This is a genomic window from Amycolatopsis sp. NPDC024027 (assembly GCF_040638975.1).
Lineage (GTDB): Bacteria > Actinomycetota > Actinomycetes > Mycobacteriales > Pseudonocardiaceae > Amycolatopsis.
The window spans coordinates 467775-485542 of record NZ_JBEZYY010000004.1 but is presented as its reverse complement, the minus strand read 5'-3'; the positions used below and the strand labels follow the sequence as shown (position 1 = coordinate 485542).

Sequence of the window (17768 nt, the reverse complement as noted above, 5' to 3'; positions counted from 1 at the left end):
AGCTACTGTCCATCGATCTTCGCAACGTTCAGTGCGCGACGAACAGCAGCACCGCGGGGGGCAGGTTGTTGGCCGCGTGGGCGATCACCCCGGCGCTGACCCGGCCCGAGAGGTACCGGGCCAGCCCCAGCGCGATGCCCTGGCCGAACAGCGCGATGGTGCGGGTCGGCTCGCCGTGCAGCTGGGCGAACACGAGCGAGGTGAGCACCAGCACCGCCCACGGCGGGACCCGGTGGAACGACAGCGCGTTCCACAGCGTGCCGCGGACCAGCAGTTCCTCGGTGATCGGCGCGCCGGCGATGACGATCACCGCCGCGAGCACCAGCCACACCGTGTCGCCGTCGAAGGTGTCGGCGAGGTCGGTCAGCGGGCTGTCGGAGACGTCGTCGGCGCCGTAGACCGCGATCAGCATCAGGTTGAGCAGGTAGCCGACGACCAGCGCGAGCACCCCGCACGCGAGGCCGATCCGGACGTCGCGCCAGGTCGGCACGAGACCGAAGTCGGTGCGCAGGCCCTGTCCCCACCGCCACGAGCCGGCCGCCGGGCCGAGGCCGAGCAGCAGGTTGGGCACGAACGCCAGCAACAGGAGCGGGCCGATGTCGTGCAGCTCGAGCGGGTCGAACTCGCCCACGTTGCGGTTGACCGCCGCGGCGATGATCAGGTTGGCCAGGTAGTAGCCGGCGATCCCCGCGAAGAACGCCACGAAACACCAGTGCGCCCCGAGCACGCGCCGTGCACCGTCGTCGTCCGTCACGCGCCCCACGCTAAAGTGCCGCCCCCGCAAGGAAATCAGCGGGGGTCTAGGCGTACACGACTCCGCCGAGCACGATGTGCGAAGGATGCCGGAGGACGCCCAGGTCCTCGCGCGGATCGCCCGGGTACACCAGCAGGTCGGCGGGCGCGCCGTCGACGAGGCCGGGGTGGCCGAGCCAGTCGCGGGCGGCCCAGGACGCGCTCGCGAGGGCCTGCTCGCGGGTCATGCCCGCGCGGTGGAGCGCCTCGATCTCGTCGACGAGCCTGCCGTGCTCGACCATGCCCCCGGCGTCGCTGCCAGCGAAGACGCGTACGCCGGCTTCGATGGCCGAAGCGACCATCTCGCCGACGCCGGCGTGCAACGCCCGCATGTGCGCCGCGTAGGCCGGGTACTTGCCCGCCTTGTCGGCGATGCCCGGGAAGTTCTCGATGTTGATCAGGGTCGGGACCAGCGCGACGTCGTGGCGCGCCAGCTCGGCCAGCTGATCGGCGCTCAGGCCGGTGCCGTGTTCGAGGCAGTCGATGCCGGACGCGATCAGCCCCGGCAACGCCGCTTCGCCGAACACGTGCGCGGTGACGCGGGCGCCGTGGTCGTGCGCCACCTTGACGGCTTCGGCGAGGACGTCGTCCGGCCACAGCGGGGCGAGGTCACCCACGCCGCGGTCGATCCAGTCGCCGACGAGCTTGACCCAGCCGTCGCCGTCCCGGGCCTGCTCGGCCACGGCTGCCGGCAGCTGCGAAGGGTCGTCCAGCTCGATGCCGAGGCCGGGGATGTACCGCTTGGTGAGAGCCAGGTGCCGCCCGGCACGGATGATCGTCGGCAGGTCCGCCCGCTGCTGCAGCGGCCGGACGTCGATCGGGAGGCCGCAGTCGCGGATGAGCAGCGTCCCGGCGTTCCGGTCGGTGATCGCCTGCTCGGCCGCCTCCCCCAGCGACACGGGGCCACCGACGCCGATGCCGGGGTGGCAGTGCGCGTCGACCAGGCCCGGCACGAGGAAGAGGTCCCGGCCGAGGCTCTCGGCGTCCGGCACCGGCTCGAACGAGATCCGGCCGCCGGTGATCCACAGCTCCCCCGGCTCGCCGCCGGGCAGGATCACCCCGGCGGCGTGCAGTGTCTTCGCCAAAGCGCGGCTCAATTGTCCTTGGGGTTCTTCGGCAGCTTGAACTTCGTCGGGTCGAAGCCCGGGACGTCGTTCATGCCACCCAGCTGCGAGAGGTCGGGCATGCCGCCCGGCAGCTGCCCGCCCGGGGGCAGCATCGGCATGCCGCCGGGGAAGCCGCCGCGGACCTTGGGCTGGGTCGGGCCGCGGCCCTTCTTGCCCTTCTTGCCCTTGCGGGACTTGGAGCCGCCGCCCCCGCCGCCGAAGCCGAACCGGCCGGCCATCTGGGCCATCATCTTGCGGGCCTCGAAGAACCGGTTGACCAGGTCGTTGACCTCGCGGACGGTGACGCCGGAGCCGTTGGCGATGCGCAGCCGGCGCGACCCGTTGATCATCTTCGGGTCTTCGCGCTCGGCCGGGGTCATGCCGCGGATGATCGCCTGCAGCTTGTCGAGGTGCTTGTCGTCGACCTGGGCCAGCTGGTCCTTCATCTGGCCGGCGCCCGGCAGCATGCCGAGCAGGTTGCCGATCGGGCCCATCTTGCGGACCGCGAGCATCTGCTCGAGGAAGTCCTCCAGGGTGAGCTGGCCGCTGGACAGCTTCGCCGCGGCCTTTTCGGCCTGGTTCTGGTCGAAGGCCTGCTCGGCCTGCTCGATCAGGGTGAGCACGTCGCCCATGCCGAGGATCCGCGACGCCATCCGGTCCGGGTGGAAGGTGTCGAAGTCCTCGAGCTTCTCGCCGTTGGAGGCGAAGAGGATCGGCTGGCCGGTGACCTCGCGGACGCTCAGCGCGGCACCACCGCGGGCGTCGCCGTCGAGCTTGGTGAGCACGACACCGCTGAAGCCGACGCCGTCCTGGAACGCCTGGGCCGTGGTCACGGCGTCCTGGCCGATCATCGCGTCGACGACGAACAGGACCTCGTCCGGCTCGACCGCGTCGCGGATGTCCGCGGCCTGCTTCATCAGCTCTTCGTCGACACCCAGGCGGCCCGCGGTGTCGACCACGACGACGTCGTGCTGCGCGTGCTTGGCCTCGGCGATGGCGCGGCGGGCGACGTCGACCGGGTCGCCGACGCCGTTGCCGGGCTCGGGCGCGAAGGTGACGACGCCGGCGCGCTCGCCGACGACCTGCAGCTGCGTGACGGCGTTCGGGCGCTGGAGGTCGCAGGCGACCAGCATCGGCGCGTGGCCCTGCTTCTTCAGCCACAGCGCGAGCTTGCCGGCCAGCGTCGTCTTGCCGGCACCTTGCAGACCGGCGAGCATGATCACGGTCGGCGGCGTCTTGGCCAGGTTGAGCCGGCGCGTCTCGCCGCCGAGGATCCCGACGAGCTCCTCGTTGACGATCTTGATGACCTGCTGCGCGGGGTTGAGCGCCTGGGAGACCTCGGCGCCCTTCGCCCGCTCTTTGATCTTCGCGATGAAGGTCTTGACCACGCCGAGGGCGACGTCGGCCTCCAGCAGCGCGATGCGGATCTCGCGCGCGGTGGCGTCGATGTCGGCGTCGGACAGCTTGCCCTTGCGCGTGAGCGTCTGCAGGGCGGCGGTGAGCCGATCGGACAGGGTGTCGAACACGGGTGTGCACGCTCCAGCTGGGTCGATGGTGGCGCGCCGGGCTCAGCCGGCCTTGTCGAGGGTAGTCGCTCCGGCTCTCTCGCTCGCGGGTACGCAGGCACTGGTAAACATACGTTTACCAACTGGCGGAGCCACTTTCGCGTGACATCGCGAAAATCGGTGGCGCTCGCGGCCGATTTTGGTAAACATAGGTGCATGACCGTAGTAGCCGCCCTGACCGAACCGGCCTCCGACGCCGACGAACCCGTACCGCTGCGGCGGATCGCGGGGCTGTTCCGCGCGCACCGCGGGCCGCTCGGCGCGTTGTTCGCGCTGATCGTCGTGCAGGCCGGCCTCGGCATCGTCTCGCCGTTCCTGCTGCGCGAGATCCTCGACGACGCCTTGCCGCACCGCGACACGCTGCTGATCAGCCTGCTGGCGGCCGGGATGATCGCCTGCGCGGTCGGCAGCGGCTCGCTCGGCGTCGCGACCACGGGGCTGTCCAACACCATCGGGCAACGGGTCATGAACGAGCTGCGCGTCTCGGTCTACGGCCACCTGCAGCGGATGTCGCTCGGCTTCTTCACGCGGACGAAGAGCGGCGAAGTGCTCTCGCGGGTGTTCAACGACATCGGCGGGGTCGACAACGTGATCACCACGACCGCCGGGTCGATGGTGCAGAACGCGACCACGACGATCGCCATCACGGTGGCGCTGGTCCTGCTCGACTGGCAGCTCGCGGCGCTCTCCCTGGTCGTCGTGCCGCTGTTCCTGCTGTTCACCCTGAGGCTGGGTAAGAAGCGGCGGAACCTGGCCCGCGGCCGGACCCGGCGGATGGCCCGGCTGACGACGATGGTCGAGGAGTCGCTGTCGGTCACCGGGGTGCTGCTCGCCAAGACGATGGGCAACGAGCGGGCGATGCGCGAGCGCTTCGGGGCGGAGTCGCGGGAGATCGCGTCGCTGGAACGGGCCGCCGCACTGGCCGGCCGCTGGCAAACGGCGTCGCGGGCGATGAGCCTCACCGTCATCCCGGCGCTGGTCTACTGGATCGCCGGGCTGGCGCTGGCGGGCGGTGCGTCGCCGATCTCGCTCGGCACCGTCGTGGCGTTCACCAGCATGCTCAACCGGCTGGTGGCGCCGGCGAGCGCGATGCAGACGATCGGGCAGAACGTGGCGACGTCGAAGGCGCTGTTCGGCCGCATCTTCGAGGTCCTGGACCTGCCGGTGGAGATCGCGGACAAGCCGGGTGCTCGGGAGCTGGTGGTGCGCCGCGGTGACGTCTCGATGCGCGGCGTGTCGTTCCGCTACGACGCATCAGACACGGCCGGGCCGCCGACGCTGCACGAGATCGACCTCGACGTGCCGGCCGGGACCACGACGGCCCTGGTCGGCACGACCGGCTCGGGCAAGACGACGCTCGCCTACCTGGTCGCCCGGCTGTACGAGGTGAGCAGTGGTTCCGTGACGATCGACGGCACCGACATCCGGGACGTCACGCTGGCTTCGCTCGCGGCCGGCGTCGGGCTGGTGTCCCAGGAGACCTACCTCTTCCACGACACCGTGCGGGAGAACCTGCGCTTCGCCAAGCCGGACGCGACGGACGACGAGATCGAACGGGCGGCGAAGGCCGCGCACATCCACGACACGCTCGCCGGGCTGCCGGAGGGGTACGACACGGTCGTCGGCCAGCGGGGCTACCGGTTCTCCGGTGGCGAAAAGCAGCGGATGGCCATCGCCCGGATCATGCTGCGCAGCCCGCCCGTGCTCATCCTCGACGAGGCGACCAGCGCGCTCGACAACCGCACCGAACGCTCGGTGCAGGCCGAGCTCGACCGGCTCGCCGCGGGCCGCACGACGCTGATGATCGCGCACCGGTTGTCCACTGTGGAGCACGCGGACCAGATCGTGGTGCTGCACGAGGGCCGGATCGTGGAACGGGGGACGCACGAGGAGCTGCTGGGGCGCGGTGGGCGTTATGCCCGGCTGGTGCGGGGAACCACCTAATGTGGGGCCATGCACACCGAACCGGCCCGGACCCTGGAGGAGACCGCCGCGCGGATCACCGCGGAGGCCGAACTCGCCGACCTGTCCCGACGGGTGCGCGAGGGCGTCGGACGGCTGAACTGGCGGATGCGCGCCGAGGCGGACCGGACCAGCCCGGGGCCGGCGCTGCTCGCGGTGCTGAGCCGGCTCTACCGGGCGGGCACGCAGACGCCGACCGAGCTGGCCGAGGCGGAACGGCTGCAACCGCAGTCACTCACCCGGATACTGGCGGCGCTCAACATCCGCGGGCTGATCGATCGGGAGCCGGATCCCGACGACGGGCGCCGCTCGCGGATCAGCATCAACGCGGACGGGCTGGCCGTGCTGCGCGAGTACAGCGCCCAACGCGAGCGCTGGCTGGCCACGGCACTCGAATCGACGCTGTCGCCGACCGAGCGTCAGCTGCTCCGGCTGGCCGCCGACCTGCTGCTCCGGGTAGCGGACGCCTGAAGGCTGCCGTGGAGACCCCTCGATCCCTCCACGGCAGCCTTCGGACACCCCCTTGGTGTCCCGCGCCACCTCCCCGCGGTGCGGGACGGGTTCCGGAAACGGGCCGCTCCTCCTCCGGCCCGCCCCGGAACCCTGGCGCCTGGACGGCTCACCTCCCCAGGGGCCGTCCGGACTTCCCCCCTCGCCAGCGATCCGGTATCCGCTGGCAGAAGGAAGTCTGCCGCGCCGGCGGCGGCGGGTTCAGTGTGAGAACCCTCAATTACCCGTGGGTAGTAATACTCAGCCGGACGCCTTCGTGCGTCCACGGCTGCGCGTCGCGGCTCGTTTCGCCGTCGTACGCGCCTTCGCGGCCCTCGAGGCCGCCGCCTTGGCCTTCGTGACGGCCGCGTTGCGCTCGTCCTCCGCTTCGGCGGCGCTCTCCTGCAACGCCGCCAGCAGGCGGGTGACACCCTCGGCCTGTTCGGCGGCCGTCGGCTGGACGACCTCGGCGCCGTCGATCTTCGCCTGGACCAACGCTTGGAAGGCCTCGCGGTAACGGTCGGGGTACCGGCCGGGGTCGAACTCGCCGGTCAGCTCCTCGACCAGGTTCACCGCGCGCCGCAGCTCACCGGGGCGGATGTCGACGTCGGCGTGCTGGAACGGGAAGTCGGGGGTACGCACCTCGTCCGGCCACCGCATCGTCTCCAGCACGATCACTTGGTCGCGCACGCGCAGCGCACCGAGCGTCTCGCGGCGGCGCAGCGCGACGGTGACCAGCGCGAGCCGGCCCGACTGCTGGAGCGCCTCGCTGAACAACACGTACGGCTTCGTGCCCGCCGGTTCGGGTTCGAGGTAGTAGCTCTTCGCGAACCACAGCGGATCGACGTCGGGCACCGGGGCGAACCCGCGGATGGCGATCGTGCGACCCGGCATCGGGAGGGACGCGAGCTCGTGGTCGGACAGCAGGACGACGTCGCCGCCGGGGACCGGGTAGCCGCGGATCATCTCCTCAGGCGGCACTTCGGCGCCGTCGACCTCGCACACGCGCTTGACGCGGACGCGGCCGCCGTCGGCCTCGTGCACCTGGTGCAGCGGGATCTCCCGCTCCTCGGTGGCGCTGTACGCCTTCACCGGGATGGCGTAACTGCCGAACCCGATCGTGCCTGTCCACACTGCGCGCATCCGTGCCACCTCCGCAGCTCCAGGCTAGACAGCGGCCCCGGCGGATCGACAGCTACAAACGGGTGTCAGGCGCGACGGATTCGCTCACACATTCGAACGACGGCGTGACCTCGTCGAGCGCCTCCGCCGAACACCGGGAAGCGATGGCGGCCGCGCGGAGCACCTCGGTGACCACTTCGACGTCCAGCGGCGGGGCCGCGGCGAGGGCGGCCGAGCCGCCTTCGACACGGGCGGCGAGGCCGGCGAGCGCGTGGGAGATGGCTTCCTGGCCGGCGACCAGCTGGGCGACGACGTCGGTGAGCTCGGCCGTCGTGGCGCCCGGGCCGCCGCAGCGCAGGCCGGCGGCGAGTTCCTCCGCGCAGGAGCGCAGGTGGGTCGCGACGACGGTCGGCGGCAGCGTCAGCCGATCCTGCATCGCTCACCCCCTCGGGCCGGTCGAAGCAGCCATAGTGCCACCGCACGCGGCGTCACCGGACGCGACACACCGCCCGCCACATATTTGACCGAGCGTTCTAGATGCGGCTAAGGTTCGATCATGTCCCGGGTCAAGGAGTTCGACGTCGGCGAAGCCTGCGACGGCGCGCTCACGCTCTTCCGGCGCCAGGGGTACGAGGCAACGTCCGTGAGCGACCTCGTCACGCACCTCGGCGTCGCCAAGGCCAGCCTGTACGCCACCTTCGGCACGAAGCACGACCTCTACGTCACGGCGTTGAAGCGCTATGCGGAACGCACCGACGCGCGGGTCATGGCCCAGTTGTCGGAGCCGGGTCCCGGGGTGGCCGCGGTGCGCCGGCTCTTCGATGGCTACATAGCGGAAATCCTCGGCGACGAAACGAGAATGGGCTGTTTCGTCGTCAACGCGGCGATCGAACTGCTGCCCCACGACCCCGAAGTCGCGCGGCTGGTGGAACGCAGCTGGGACACCCTCGAGGTCGCGCTCACGATGGCGCTCGAGCGTGCGAAGGCCCAGGACGAACTCCCGGCCGGAAGCGACCCGGCGACCCTGGCGCGCTTCCTGCTCACGGTGCTTCAGGGACTGCGCGTCCTGGGCAAGGGCACCGATGCCGCGAGCCGGCTGGAAGCGGCCGTCTCCCAGGCCACGCGCCTGCTCATTCAAGAATGATCGGACCAGAAAGAAGGCACACGATGGGGGCACGTTTCGCGGGCAAGGTCGTCCTGGTGACGGGCGGCGGCTCGGGGATCGGACGGGCGACGGCGCGGGCGTTCGCGGGCGAAGGCGCGACGGTGGTCGTCGCCGGGCGCGATGAGCGGCGGCTGGCGTCCGCGGTGGCGGAGATCGGCGGCGACGCGAGCGCGGTGACCGTCGACGTGACCGACTCCGCGGACGTGGCGCGGATGGTGGAGACGGTCGTCGCGCGGCACGGCGGGCTGGACGTCGCGTTCAACAACGCGGGCATCCTCGGGTCGCCGGCGGCGGCCGCGGACCTCGGCGAAGACGACTTCGGCGCGGTGATGGGCACGAACGTCACCGGGACGTGGCTGTGCCTGAAGCACGAGGTCGCGCACATGCGGGCGCACGGCGGCGGCGCGATCGTCAACATGGCGTCGAACATCGGCGCGCACGGCAGGCTGCCGAACATGGCGGCCTACGCGGCGTCGAAGGCCGCGGTCAGCGCGCTGACCAGGACAGCGGCGCGCGACCACATCGCCGATGGCGTCCGCATCAACGCCGTCAGCCCGGGCGCGACCGACACGGACATGTCCCGGCGCCCCGGTGAGACGGACGCCGGCCGCGCCGAGCGGCTGAAGAACGCGATTCCGCTGGGCCGGGTGGGTGCCACCGCCGAAGTGGCCGCCGCGGTGTTGTGGCTGGCTTCGGACGAAGCCGCGTTCACCGTGGGGCACGACCTGGTGGTCGACGGCGGGGCGACCGCCTGAGCGGTCCCACCCGAGCCCGCGGATGGGGGTTGGCCGGATCCTCCTCCGGCGGGAATTCACGACTCACGGTTGCGCATGGTGACGATTCCTCTCTCGGGCGGGAACGGACGGGTGCACGGCGGGGGTCAGGACTCGCGGTTACGCACGGCGGCTCTCCTTCCGGTGCGATCGGCCGGGCGGGCATCGGTTCAGGACTCGCGGTTACGCACAGCAGCTCTCCTCTCGGGCGCGGACGAACAGGGATCACAGCGACTCAGGACTCGCGGTTACGCACGACAGCCCTCCTCTCGGTGCGATCGGCCGGGTGAGCATCGGTTCAGGACTCGCGGTTACGCACGACAGCCCTCCTCTCGGCACGTGGTGGCGGACAGCACAGGTTCACGACTCGCGATTACGCACGTCAGCACTCCTTTCGGCACGGCAAACAGAGGTCACGGCGGCTCAGGACTCGCGATTACGCACGACAGCCTCCCTCCGGCGGTTCACGCGGACTTCGGACGTGGAGGCTCAGGACTCGCGGTTGCGCATGACGGCGGCCTCCCTTCACTGCTCCGAACGTGTGGCAATCATCGATCGGGGCGGCCCGGTGTGGTGGGGTGGATGCGGATCGTCGGATCACCCAGGGGAGTTGCACCGCCTTGAGTATGGACGGCGCCCGTCCGGCCCAACCCCGCGCGGGACGGATCCGTGGGGCGCTGAACCCTGCTCACTGGACCCTCTGGCAGCAGCGCGGGTCGCTGATCTTCTACTGCTTCCTCGTCGAACCCGTGGCGCTCGCCGCCACCGTTCTGGCCGCCGTTGCCGTGCCCGTGCGCGGGTGGGACCTCGCCGTCTTCGGTGTTCTTGCCTGCCTTGGTGTTCTGCAGGCCGAGCTGGGGCGGAAGATCGAACGCGTCCGGCGGCTGGTGTCCGACACCCCGCACATCAATCTGACGTCGGTCTGGACGTTCGCCGGCGTGCTGCTCCTGCCGCCCGCGCTCGTCACCGCGCTGATCGCCGTCCTCTACCTGCACCTCGCGACGCGCAGCCTCGCGCGGATGAAGCGCGTGCCGCCGTTCCGGATGACGCTGAACGCGACGCTGGTCGTCATCACCTGCTTCTCCGCCGAACTCGTCCTGGGCCGCCTCGGCGTCCCGGACATGTACACCGCGCTGACGGCGGGCTGGCGCGGCGTCACGGCCATCACGCTGGCCGCGGTCACCTACTTCCTGGTCTCGGCGATCACCATCGTCCCGGCGCTGACGATCACCAAACGCACGATCAAGGCGTTCTTCGGCGGCCTCGGCGACAACCTCCTCGAGGTCGCGACGCTCTGCCTGGGCCTGCTCACGGCGTTGACGCTGGCGACACTGCCCGCGCTCGCCGTCGCGATCGTGCCGCCGCTGCTGGTGCTCCACCGGGCGGTGCTCATCAAGCAGCTGGAGATCGCCGCGACGACCGACGAGAAGACCGGCCTGTTCAACACGACCGGGTGGCACCTGCTCGCTTCGCGCGAACTGGCCCGGGCCCAGCGCAGCAAGCGCAGCACGTTCGGCGTGCTGATGATCGACCTGGACTACTTCAAGCTGATCAACGACGAGCACGGGCACCTCGCGGGCGACACCGTGCTGCGCGCGGTCGCGGCGACGATCAAGAGCGCCGTCCGCGACTACGACTCGGTCGGCCGCTTCGGCGGCGAGGAGTTCGTCGTCCTGCTGCCCGACATCGGGCCGGCGGCCGTGCTCGCGGTGGCCGAGCGCATCCGCTCGGCGATCGAGTCCCTGCGGGTCGAGTACGAGGACGGCAGCCGCATCCGCTCGATCGGCGGCCTGTCCGCCTCCATCGGCGTCGCCACCTACCCGGACGGCGGCACCGCCGTCGACCGGCTGCTGCAGGCGGCCGACAAGGCCCTGTACCGGGCCAAGGACGCGGGCCGCAACCAGGTCGTCGCCGGCACCGCGTCTGCCTGACCTCCCCGAGAACCCTCCTCTGACCAGGCGACTTGCTGGATTTGCTCGGCTGAGCTAAATTTTGCTCATGCGAGCAAGAACGTTCACCGAGTCCGGCAGGCGCGCCCAGATCGTGCGGGCGGCGATCGCCGTGATCGCCGAAGCCGGCTACCTCAAGGCGTCGTTCAGCCGGATCGCGAAGCACGCCGGCCTGTCGAGCACGGGGATGATCAGCTACCACTTCGCCGGCAAGGACGACCTGCTCGCAGCCTGCGTGACCGAGATCGAAGAGATCACCGGGGCGTACATGCAGCCGCGCATCGACGCCGCCGTCGGGCACGTCGCCCAGCTGCGCGCCTACGTCGAGGCGAACGTCGACCTCGTCGGCGAGCACCCCACCGAGGTCCGGGCGCTGATCGACCTCGTCAAGAACGCCGGCTCGCGCAGCGACGCCGTGAACGGGCGGCTCGCGTTGTTCGAAGAACACTTCCGCACCGGGCAGGCGGCCGGCGCCTTCGGCACCTTCGACGCCCGGACCGCGGCACTGTCCTTCACCTCCGGGCTCGACGCCGTCGTCGCCACCGCGGCGGCCGACGTGCCCGAACCCGCCGAGCTCGCGCGCATCGGCCGTGAGCTCGCCGACCTGTACGTGCGGGCGACCGCACCCGAATCCACTGGGGAACCCGGATGATGATCGAGCAGAAGACCGAACCCGACGCCGGCCTGCGCCGGGTCGTGCGCGCCAACGTGCGGAACGTCGTGTTCGAAGTGATCGTGCCGATGGCGCTGTTCTACGGCCTGCGCGCCGCGGGGGTGAGCCAGTGGTGGGCGCTGATGGCCGGCGTCCTGGTCGCCGCGCCGTACGTGCTGTGGACCATCGCCCGCAACCGCAAGGTCGACCTCGTCGCCCTGGTCACGCTCAGCGTCCTGGTGCTCTCGGTCGTGCTCGGCCTGCTCTCGGACGACCCGCGCACGCTGGTGATCCGCGAAGGCTGGACGGCGGCGCTGGGCGGCCTGTTCGGCGCGTGGATGCTGGTGACGGTCTTCGCCGGCCGCCCGGCGCAGCTGACGCTCGGCCGCACGATCGCCGAGATCAAGCGCGGCGCCGAGGGCGCGGACGCCTGGGCGGGCCGCTGGGACACCGACGCCCGGTTCCGGCGCGGCCTGCGGATCAACACGGCCGCCTGGGGCGCGGTGCTGCTGGGCAGCGCGGTGGTGCACATCGTGCTCGTCTACACGCTGCCGATCGACCTGATCGCGCTGGTCACCAACGTGGCGTGGTTCGGCGCGCTGGCCCTGCTGATCGCCTGGCACGTCTGGTACCTCCGCAAGGAGAACCTCGATGCCTGACGTCCTGGTCGCGGGCGCGGGCCCGACCGGCCTGCTGACCGCGTTCGAGCTGGAACGCGCCGGCGTCGACGTCCTGGTCCTCGAGCGCGACGCCGTACCCGCCACGCAGTCGAAAGCGCTCGGCCTGCAGCCGCGGTCGGTCGAGGTGCTGGCCGACCGCGGGCTGCTCGCCGCGATCGAGCCGCACGTGCGGGCGAAGCTGCCCGCCGGGCACTTCTCCGGCGTCCCGATCGACTACACCGACCTGCCGACGTCCTTCCCCTACCAGCTCGGCGTGGAACAGGCGCACGTCGCGGCCGCGATCGAGGCGGGGCTGCGCACTCCGGTGCTGCGCGACGCGGCCGTCACCGCCGTGGCGCAGGACGACGAGGGCGTCACGGTCACCGCGGGCGGGCGCGAGCACCGGGCCGGCTGGCTGGTCGCCGCCGACGGCGGGCACAGCACGGTCCGGACGCTCCTGGGTGCCGCGTTCCCCGGCCGTCCGGCGCGGACCTCGCTGGTCGTCGCGGACATCACCCTCGCCGCCAAGCCCGCCGGGCTCGCGGAGGACTGGCAGCTGCCGTCCTCGGGGCCGGGCTACCTGCTGCCGCTGTCCGAGGGGCGCTATCGCACGATCGTCTTCGGCGAGGAGCAGCAGCGGCTCGGCCGCGACGCCCCGGTCACCGCCGGCGAAGTGCAGCGGGCGCTCACCGCCGCGCACGGACCGGAGCTCCTGGTGGGCGACGTGCTGTGGGCGTCGCGGTTCGGCGACGCGTCCCGGCAGCTGGAGCGCTACCGCCACGGCCGGGTGCTGTTCGCGGGCGACGCCGCCCACATCCACCTCCCGGTGGGTGGCCAGGGACTCAACCTCGGCCTGCAGGACGCGGTGAACCTGGGCTGGAAGCTGGCCGCGACGGTCCACGGCACGGCACCGGACGGGCTGCTCGACAGCTACCACGACGAGCGCCACCCGATCGCGGCGCGCGTGCTGGTCAGCACGCGCGCCCAGGCGATCCTCGGCGTACCCGACCCGGACGCGGCGGCGGTCCGGGCGGTGTTCACGGAGCTGCTCGCCGTGCCCGAGGCGCGGCGGGCGGTCGCCGCGGAGCTGTCGGGCATCGGCGTGACGTACCCGGGGATCACCGGCCGCGCGACCGACGTCCCGGCCAGCCCGGACGGCCGCGCGGTCCTGGTCGGCACCACCGTGCCGGCGGGGTGGGCCGGACGGGTCGAGGGCCGCGAGGGGGCGGCACCTCGGCTCGTCCGGCCCGACGGGTACGTCGCGTGGGACGGCGGACCGGGGTTGGACGAGGCCCTCCGCCGCTGGCTCGGAACACCCGCCTGAAGGCCGCGCCGGGGTGGGTCGCGAAGGCTTGCCCGGCCTCGCGGCGCACCCGGTGCCGGCTCCCCCGCGGCCGCTAGGAAGCCGCGGCCAGGACCGCCTGTTCCACTTCACGCCGCCAGCCCGGCTCGATGCGGCCGCTGCGGGGCGTCACCGCGAAGGAGTCCACCACCGCGCCGCCCAGCGTCGACGCCTTCGCCCAGCGGACCTCCGCGTCGCACCGGCGCAACGCGCCCGCCACCCGGAACAGCAGGCCGATCCGGTCGGCCGCGCGCAGCTCCAGGACCACCGTGTCCGGGCCCGTCGTCTCGTCGTCGAACCAGACCACCTTCGGCGCGACCGGGGCTTCCGCCGACGAGCCGTAGTCGCGCTCCTTCGCCGCCAGCCGCTGGGTCAGCGGCAACGTGCCCGCCACCGCGCGGGCGAACTGCTCGCGCAGCAGCGTCGCGTCCGGCAACGACCCGAACTTCGGGGACGCCGTGAACACGCCCGCGCGGCCACCGTCGTGACCACGCAGGACCGCCGAGTGGACCTCCAGGGAGTTCAAGGCCAGCACGCCGGCCGCCGGAGCCAGGAGTTCCGCCCGGGCCGGGACCGCCAGCACGACCGTGACCACCTTGCCGTGCGAGCTGATCCGGATCTCGCCCGTCCCCGACGCCACGGCCGCCGCGACGAGCTCGCGTTGTTCGTCGTTCATCGGTTCCGGGGCGGTGAACCCCTTGCCGTGCAACACTTCTTCGCAGCCCGCCGCCAGCTCCGCCAGCAGGCGTGCCTTCCAGTCGGTCCAGACTCCCGGGCCGGTGGCCAGCGAGTCGGCCTGGGTCAGCGCGTGCAGCAGCTCGACCAGGACGAGGTCGCTGCCCAGGGTCTTCACCACCCGCGCCACCGTGGCCGGTTCGCTGATGTCGCGCCGCGTCGCCGTGTGCGGCAGCAGGAGGTGGTGGCGGACCATCGCCGACACCGTGGCCGTGTCGGCCGGGGTGAGTCCCAGCCGGGCCGCGACCTGGGCGGAGATCTTGGCGCCCAGCTCCGAGTGGTCGGCCTCGCGGCCCTTGCCGATGTCGTGCAGCAGCGCGCCGATCAGCAGCAGGTCGGGGCGCGAAACCGTGGTGGTCAGCTTGGCCGCCTCGACGCAGGTGCGCACCAGGTGCCGGTCGACCGTCCACTGGTGCACCGGCGAGCGCGGCGGCAGGTCGCGGACCGCGCCCCACTCCGGGAACAGCCGGGACCACAATCCGGTGCGGTCGAGCGATTCGACCGCGTCGACCAGGCCCTCGCCGGCGCCCAGCAGCTCGACCAGCGCGTTCAGCGCCTCGGCCGGCCACGGGGCACGCAGCTCCGGGGCCGACTCGGCCAGCGCCTTGAGCGTGCCGAGCGCGATCGGCTTGCCCGTGCGCGCCGACGCCGCGGCGACCCGCAGCAGCAGCGCCGGGTCCTTCGCCGGGACGGCGTCGCGGGCCAGCGCGACCTCGTTCCCGTGCAGCACCACGTTTTCCGCGAGCGGCGTCCGTGACGGACGGCGCCCGAACCGCGTCTTCGGCGGCTCCACAGTGGACCGCAGGGCGACGTCGAGCGCGTACGCGATCGTGCGGCCCGCCCCGGAAAGCTTGCGGGCCAGCGTGAACCGGTCGCCGAAGCCGAGTTCGGCGGCGACCAGTTCGGCCTCCGGCGCGGACAGGACGTCCCGTTCGCGCCGGATCTCGCGCCGCAGCTCGGTGCGGACGTCGAGCAGGAGCCCCTTCGCCTCCAGGAGTTCCTCGCCCGGACGCGCGGTGAGCTGCGCCGCGGCGAGGGCTTCCAGGACGGCGAAGTCCCGCAGCCCGCCCCGGCCGTGCTTGAGGTCCGGTTCGGCGGACTGCGCGATTTCACCGCTGCGGGCCCAGCGCTGCCGGACCGACGCCGTCATGTCCGGGATCTGCTTGCGCGCGGTGCGGCGCCACTGGTCCCGCGCCGCGGACACCAGCCGGCCGCTCAGCTCGGCGTCCCCGGCGAGGTGCCGGGCGTCGAGCAGGCCCATGGCCACGCGCAGGTCCTCCGAAGCGACCTTCAGCGCCTCACCGGGCGTGCGGACCGAGTGGTCCAGCCCGATTTTGGCGTCCCACAAGGGATACCAGAGCGCGTCCGCGATCTCGCCGACGCCGCTGTTGCCGTTGTGCACCAGCAGCAGGTCGAGATCGGAGAACGGCACCAGTTCCCGTCGGCCGAGCCCGCCCACGGCGACCAGCGCGACACCCGGTTCCGCGGTGTCGACGCCGGCCGCCGAGGCTCCCCTGCCCAGCCAGAACTCGTAGAGGTCGACCAGGGCCGCCCGCAGTGCGGACGCCCCCAGCCTCCCGTGCCTGCCCTCGAGCAAACGCTCGGTGGCCTTGACCAGTTCGCCCCCGTCGGCCATCCCAGACGCCTTATAGAGCGTCCGTGCCGCGCTCGCCGGTCCGCACCCGGATGACGGTCTCCACGGGCGTCACCCACAGCTTGCCGTCGCCGATCTTGCCGGTGTGCGCGGCGGTGGTGATGGCCTCGAGGACCTTCTCCACGTTGGTGTCGTCGGTGACGACCTCGACCTTCAGCTTGGCGACGAAGTCCACCGAGTACTCCGCACCGCGGTAGACCTCGGTGTGGCCCTTCTGGCGGCCGTAGCCCTGGACCTCGCTGACGGTCATGCCCAGCACGCCCAGCTGCTCCAGCGCGGAGCGGACGTCGTCGAGCGTGAACGGCTTCACAATCGCCGTGATGAGCTTCATGCCTTGCTCTCCTCGAGTTTCGCGTTGCCGGTGGCGGACTTGACCGGGATCGTCGTCGGCTGGCCGATGCCGCCACTGGACCCGGTGAAGTCGTACGCGCTTTCCGCGTGCTGCGCCTCGTCGATGCCGGTGATCTCGTCCTCGGTGCTGACGCGGAAGCCGCCGGCCTTCTTGATCACGAAGCCGATGATGAAGGACAGCACGAAGGAGTACGCGAGCACCGCACCGGCGGCCGCGGCCTGGCGACCCAGCTGGGTGAACCCGCCGCCGTAGAAGAGGCCGTCCGCACCGAGCGCGTTGACGCTGGTGGTACCGAAGAAGCCGATCAGCAGCGTGCCGACGATGCCGCCGACCAGGTGGACGCCGACGACGTCGAGGGAGTCGTCGAAGCCGAACTTGAACTTGAGCGAGATGGCCAGCGCGCAGAGGACGCCGGCGATGAGGCCGATCGCGATGGCGCCGAGCGGGCTCACGAAACCACACGCCGGGGTGACGGCGACCAGACCGGCGACCGCGCCGGAAGCCGCGCCGAGCGTGGTCGGCTTGCCGAACTTGAGCTGCTCGACGATCAGCCAGCCCAGCACCGCTGCGGCAGTGGCGACGGTGGTGTTGGTGAACGCGACGGCGGCGAGGTCGTTGGCGGCCAGCGCCGAACCGGCGTTGAAGCCGTACCAGCCGAACCACAGCAGCGAGGCGCCGAGGAGCACGAACGGCACGTTGTGCGGGCGGCCGGTGTCCTTCGGCCAGCCCTTGCGCTTGCCGAGCACGATGGCCAGCGCCAGGCCCGCGGCACCGGCGTTGATGTGGACCGCGGTACCACCGGCGAAGTCGAGTGCCTTGAGGTTGTTCGCGATCCAGCCGCCGACGGCGTTCTCGCCGATGAAGCCGTTGAACGAGAACACCCAGTGCGCGACCGGGAAGTACACGACCGTGACCCAGACGACGACGAACAGCGTCCAGCCCCAGAACTTCGCGCGGTCCGCGATGGCGCCGGAGATCAGCGCGGGCGTGATGATCGCGAACATCAGCTGGAACATCACGAAGGCGAGGACGGGCAGGCCGTCCGAGCCGGGCCAGGCGACCGCCGGCGAGGTGTCGGTCGCGGCGACCGCGAAGCCGGCCACCTTGCCGAAGGTGTTTTCGAGGCCGGCGAAGTGGAAGTTACCGAGGAAACCTCCGAAAGCGTCGTCGCCGAAGGACATCGAGAAGCCGTACAGGGCCCACAGCACCCCCACGACGGCCAGCGCGATGAAGTTCATCATCAGCATGTTCAGGACGCTCTTCGCGCGGACCATGCCGCCATAGAAGAACGCCAGTCCTGGGGTCATGAGCATGACCAGCGCGGCGCTGGCCAATACCCATGCGGTGTCTCCTGCGTTCAGCACATCGTCCTCCCGTGCCCTGGGTTGGTGCGATGGCAGTTTTGGCGCGCGGTGTTTCACGGGGCGGCGCGCGAGGTTTCACCCGCGTGA

General features: G+C 71.5%; 16 protein-coding genes. 8 read left to right on the top strand and 8 right to left on the bottom strand.

The features are described 5' to 3' along the window. Positions 1-28: 28 nt before the first annotated feature. The 3 genes from AB0F52_RS14190 to ffh are packed head-to-tail and all read right to left on the bottom strand — an operon-like array spanning position 29 to position 3424. Positions 29-754 carry a type II CAAX endopeptidase family protein gene (locus AB0F52_RS14190; RefSeq protein WP_360169505.1) on the bottom strand — a complete coding sequence of 242 codons (726 nt, stop codon included), beginning with the start codon at positions 752-754 and terminating at the stop codon, positions 29-31. A gap of 46 nt (positions 755-800) precedes the next feature. Beyond that, on the bottom strand, positions 801-1877 hold the full coding sequence (locus tag AB0F52_RS14185) for an amidohydrolase family protein (protein WP_360169612.1): 1077 nt from the start codon (positions 1875-1877) through the stop codon (positions 801-803). Between the two features lie 8 nt (positions 1878-1885). After that, positions 1886-3424 carry a signal recognition particle protein gene (ffh, locus tag AB0F52_RS14180; protein WP_360169502.1) on the bottom strand — a complete coding sequence of 513 codons (1539 nt, stop codon included), beginning with the start codon at positions 3422-3424 and terminating at the stop codon, positions 1886-1888. 195 nt (positions 3425-3619) lie between these two features. Between ffh and AB0F52_RS14175 the strand changes: the two genes are divergently transcribed. After that, positions 3620-5407: an ABC transporter ATP-binding protein gene (locus tag AB0F52_RS14175; RefSeq protein ID WP_360169499.1), complete on the top strand. Its 1788-nt coding sequence runs from the start codon at positions 3620-3622 to the stop codon at positions 5405-5407. A 9-nt stretch (positions 5408-5416) separates the two neighbouring features. Beyond that, a complete protein-coding gene (locus AB0F52_RS14170) occupies positions 5417-5896 on the top strand; it encodes a MarR family transcriptional regulator (protein WP_360169496.1) in 480 nt (159 codons plus the stop codon). Positions 5897-6175: 279 nt separating this feature from the next. Here the strand turns inward: AB0F52_RS14170 and AB0F52_RS14165 are convergent, their stop codons facing one another. Together AB0F52_RS14165 and AB0F52_RS14160 are read right to left on the bottom strand one after the other, a co-directional pair. Then, a complete protein-coding gene (locus AB0F52_RS14165) occupies positions 6176-7057 on the bottom strand; it encodes a Ku protein (RefSeq protein WP_360169493.1) in 882 nt (293 codons plus the stop codon). A 52-nt stretch (positions 7058-7109) separates the two neighbouring features. Continuing rightward, entirely contained in the window at positions 7110-7472 is a 363-nt protein-coding gene (locus AB0F52_RS14160) for a hypothetical protein (protein ID WP_103343707.1), read from the bottom strand. Between the two features lie 120 nt (positions 7473-7592). Between AB0F52_RS14160 and AB0F52_RS14155 the strand changes: the two genes are divergently transcribed. The 6 genes from AB0F52_RS14155 to AB0F52_RS14130 all read left to right on the top strand — a co-directional run bounded on the left by AB0F52_RS14155 (position 7593) and on the right by AB0F52_RS14130 (position 13558). Further along, the gene (locus AB0F52_RS14155) at positions 7593-8180 is read left to right on the top strand and encodes a TetR/AcrR family transcriptional regulator (protein ID WP_360169489.1); all 588 of its coding nucleotides are present in this window, start codon (positions 7593-7595) and stop codon (positions 8178-8180) included. 23 nt (positions 8181-8203) lie between these two features. Further along, the gene (locus tag AB0F52_RS14150) at positions 8204-8956 is read left to right on the top strand and encodes a glucose 1-dehydrogenase (RefSeq protein WP_360169486.1); all 753 of its coding nucleotides are present in this window, start codon (positions 8204-8206) and stop codon (positions 8954-8956) included. Between the two features lie 644 nt (positions 8957-9600). Next, complete coding sequence (locus tag AB0F52_RS14145) at positions 9601-10905, top strand: GGDEF domain-containing protein (protein WP_360169483.1); 1305 nt, start codon at positions 9601-9603, stop codon at positions 10903-10905. 67 nt (positions 10906-10972) lie between these two features. After that, on the top strand, positions 10973-11575 hold the full coding sequence (locus AB0F52_RS14140) for a TetR/AcrR family transcriptional regulator (protein ID WP_199191221.1): 603 nt from the start codon (positions 10973-10975) through the stop codon (positions 11573-11575). Beyond that, positions 11572-12234: a VC0807 family protein gene (locus AB0F52_RS14135; RefSeq protein ID WP_360169480.1), complete on the top strand. Its 663-nt coding sequence runs from the start codon at positions 11572-11574 to the stop codon at positions 12232-12234. The genes AB0F52_RS14140 and AB0F52_RS14135 overlap by 4 nt, the downstream gene beginning before the upstream one ends. Next, entirely contained in the window at positions 12227-13558 is a 1332-nt protein-coding gene (locus tag AB0F52_RS14130; RefSeq protein ID WP_360169473.1) for an FAD-dependent oxidoreductase, read from the top strand. Before AB0F52_RS14135 ends, AB0F52_RS14130 begins: the two co-directional genes overlap by 8 nt. Before the next feature lie 73 nt (positions 13559-13631). Here AB0F52_RS14130 and AB0F52_RS14125 read toward each other — a convergent pair whose 3' ends face one another. Genes AB0F52_RS14125 through AB0F52_RS14115 form a run of 3 tightly spaced genes read right to left on the bottom strand, consistent with a single transcriptional unit; the run spans position 13632 to position 17681 of the window. Beyond that, positions 13632-15947: a [protein-PII] uridylyltransferase gene (locus tag AB0F52_RS14125; protein ID WP_360169470.1), complete on the bottom strand. Its 2316-nt coding sequence runs from the start codon at positions 15945-15947 to the stop codon at positions 13632-13634. 10 nt (positions 15948-15957) lie between these two features. Further along, a complete protein-coding gene (locus tag AB0F52_RS14120; protein WP_091306756.1) occupies positions 15958-16296 on the bottom strand; it encodes a P-II family nitrogen regulator in 339 nt (112 codons plus the stop codon). Further along, positions 16293-17681 carry an ammonium transporter gene (locus AB0F52_RS14115; protein ID WP_360169467.1) on the bottom strand — a complete coding sequence of 463 codons (1389 nt, stop codon included), beginning with the start codon at positions 17679-17681 and terminating at the stop codon, positions 16293-16295. The genes AB0F52_RS14120 and AB0F52_RS14115 overlap by 4 nt, the downstream gene beginning before the upstream one ends. Between the last annotated feature and the right edge of the window lie 87 nt (positions 17682-17768).

Bases quoted from the DNA above. Each gene is read 5' to 3' on its own strand.
- AB0F52_RS14150 (WP_360169486.1), top strand. From the start codon at position 8,204: ATGGGGGCACGTTTCGCGGGCAAGGTCGTCCTGGTGACGGGCGGCGGC.
- AB0F52_RS14135 (WP_360169480.1), top strand. From the start codon at position 11,572: ATGATGATCGAGCAGAAGACCGAACCCGACGCCGGCCTGCGCCGGGTC.
- AB0F52_RS14160 (WP_103343707.1), bottom strand. From the start codon at position 7,472: ATGCAGGATCGGCTGACGCTGCCGCCGACCGTCGTCGCGACCCACCTG.
- AB0F52_RS14130 (WP_360169473.1), top strand. From the start codon at position 12,227: ATGCCTGACGTCCTGGTCGCGGGCGCGGGCCCGACCGGCCTGCTGACC.
- AB0F52_RS14125 (WP_360169470.1), bottom strand. From the start codon at position 15,947: ATGGCCGACGGGGGCGAACTGGTCAAGGCCACCGAGCGTTTGCTCGAG.
- AB0F52_RS14120 (WP_091306756.1), bottom strand. From the start codon at position 16,296: ATGAAGCTCATCACGGCGATTGTGAAGCCGTTCACGCTCGACGACGTC.
- AB0F52_RS14155 (WP_360169489.1), top strand. From the start codon at position 7,593: ATGTCCCGGGTCAAGGAGTTCGACGTCGGCGAAGCCTGCGACGGCGCG.
- AB0F52_RS14175 (WP_360169499.1), top strand. From the start codon at position 3,620: ATGACCGTAGTAGCCGCCCTGACCGAACCGGCCTCCGACGCCGACGAA.
- AB0F52_RS14140 (WP_199191221.1), top strand. From the start codon at position 10,973: ATGCGAGCAAGAACGTTCACCGAGTCCGGCAGGCGCGCCCAGATCGTG.
- AB0F52_RS14165 (WP_360169493.1), bottom strand. From the start codon at position 7,057: ATGCGCGCAGTGTGGACAGGCACGATCGGGTTCGGCAGTTACGCCATC.
- AB0F52_RS14170 (WP_360169496.1), top strand. From the start codon at position 5,417: ATGCACACCGAACCGGCCCGGACCCTGGAGGAGACCGCCGCGCGGATC.
- AB0F52_RS14145 (WP_360169483.1), top strand. From the start codon at position 9,601: ATGGACGGCGCCCGTCCGGCCCAACCCCGCGCGGGACGGATCCGTGGG.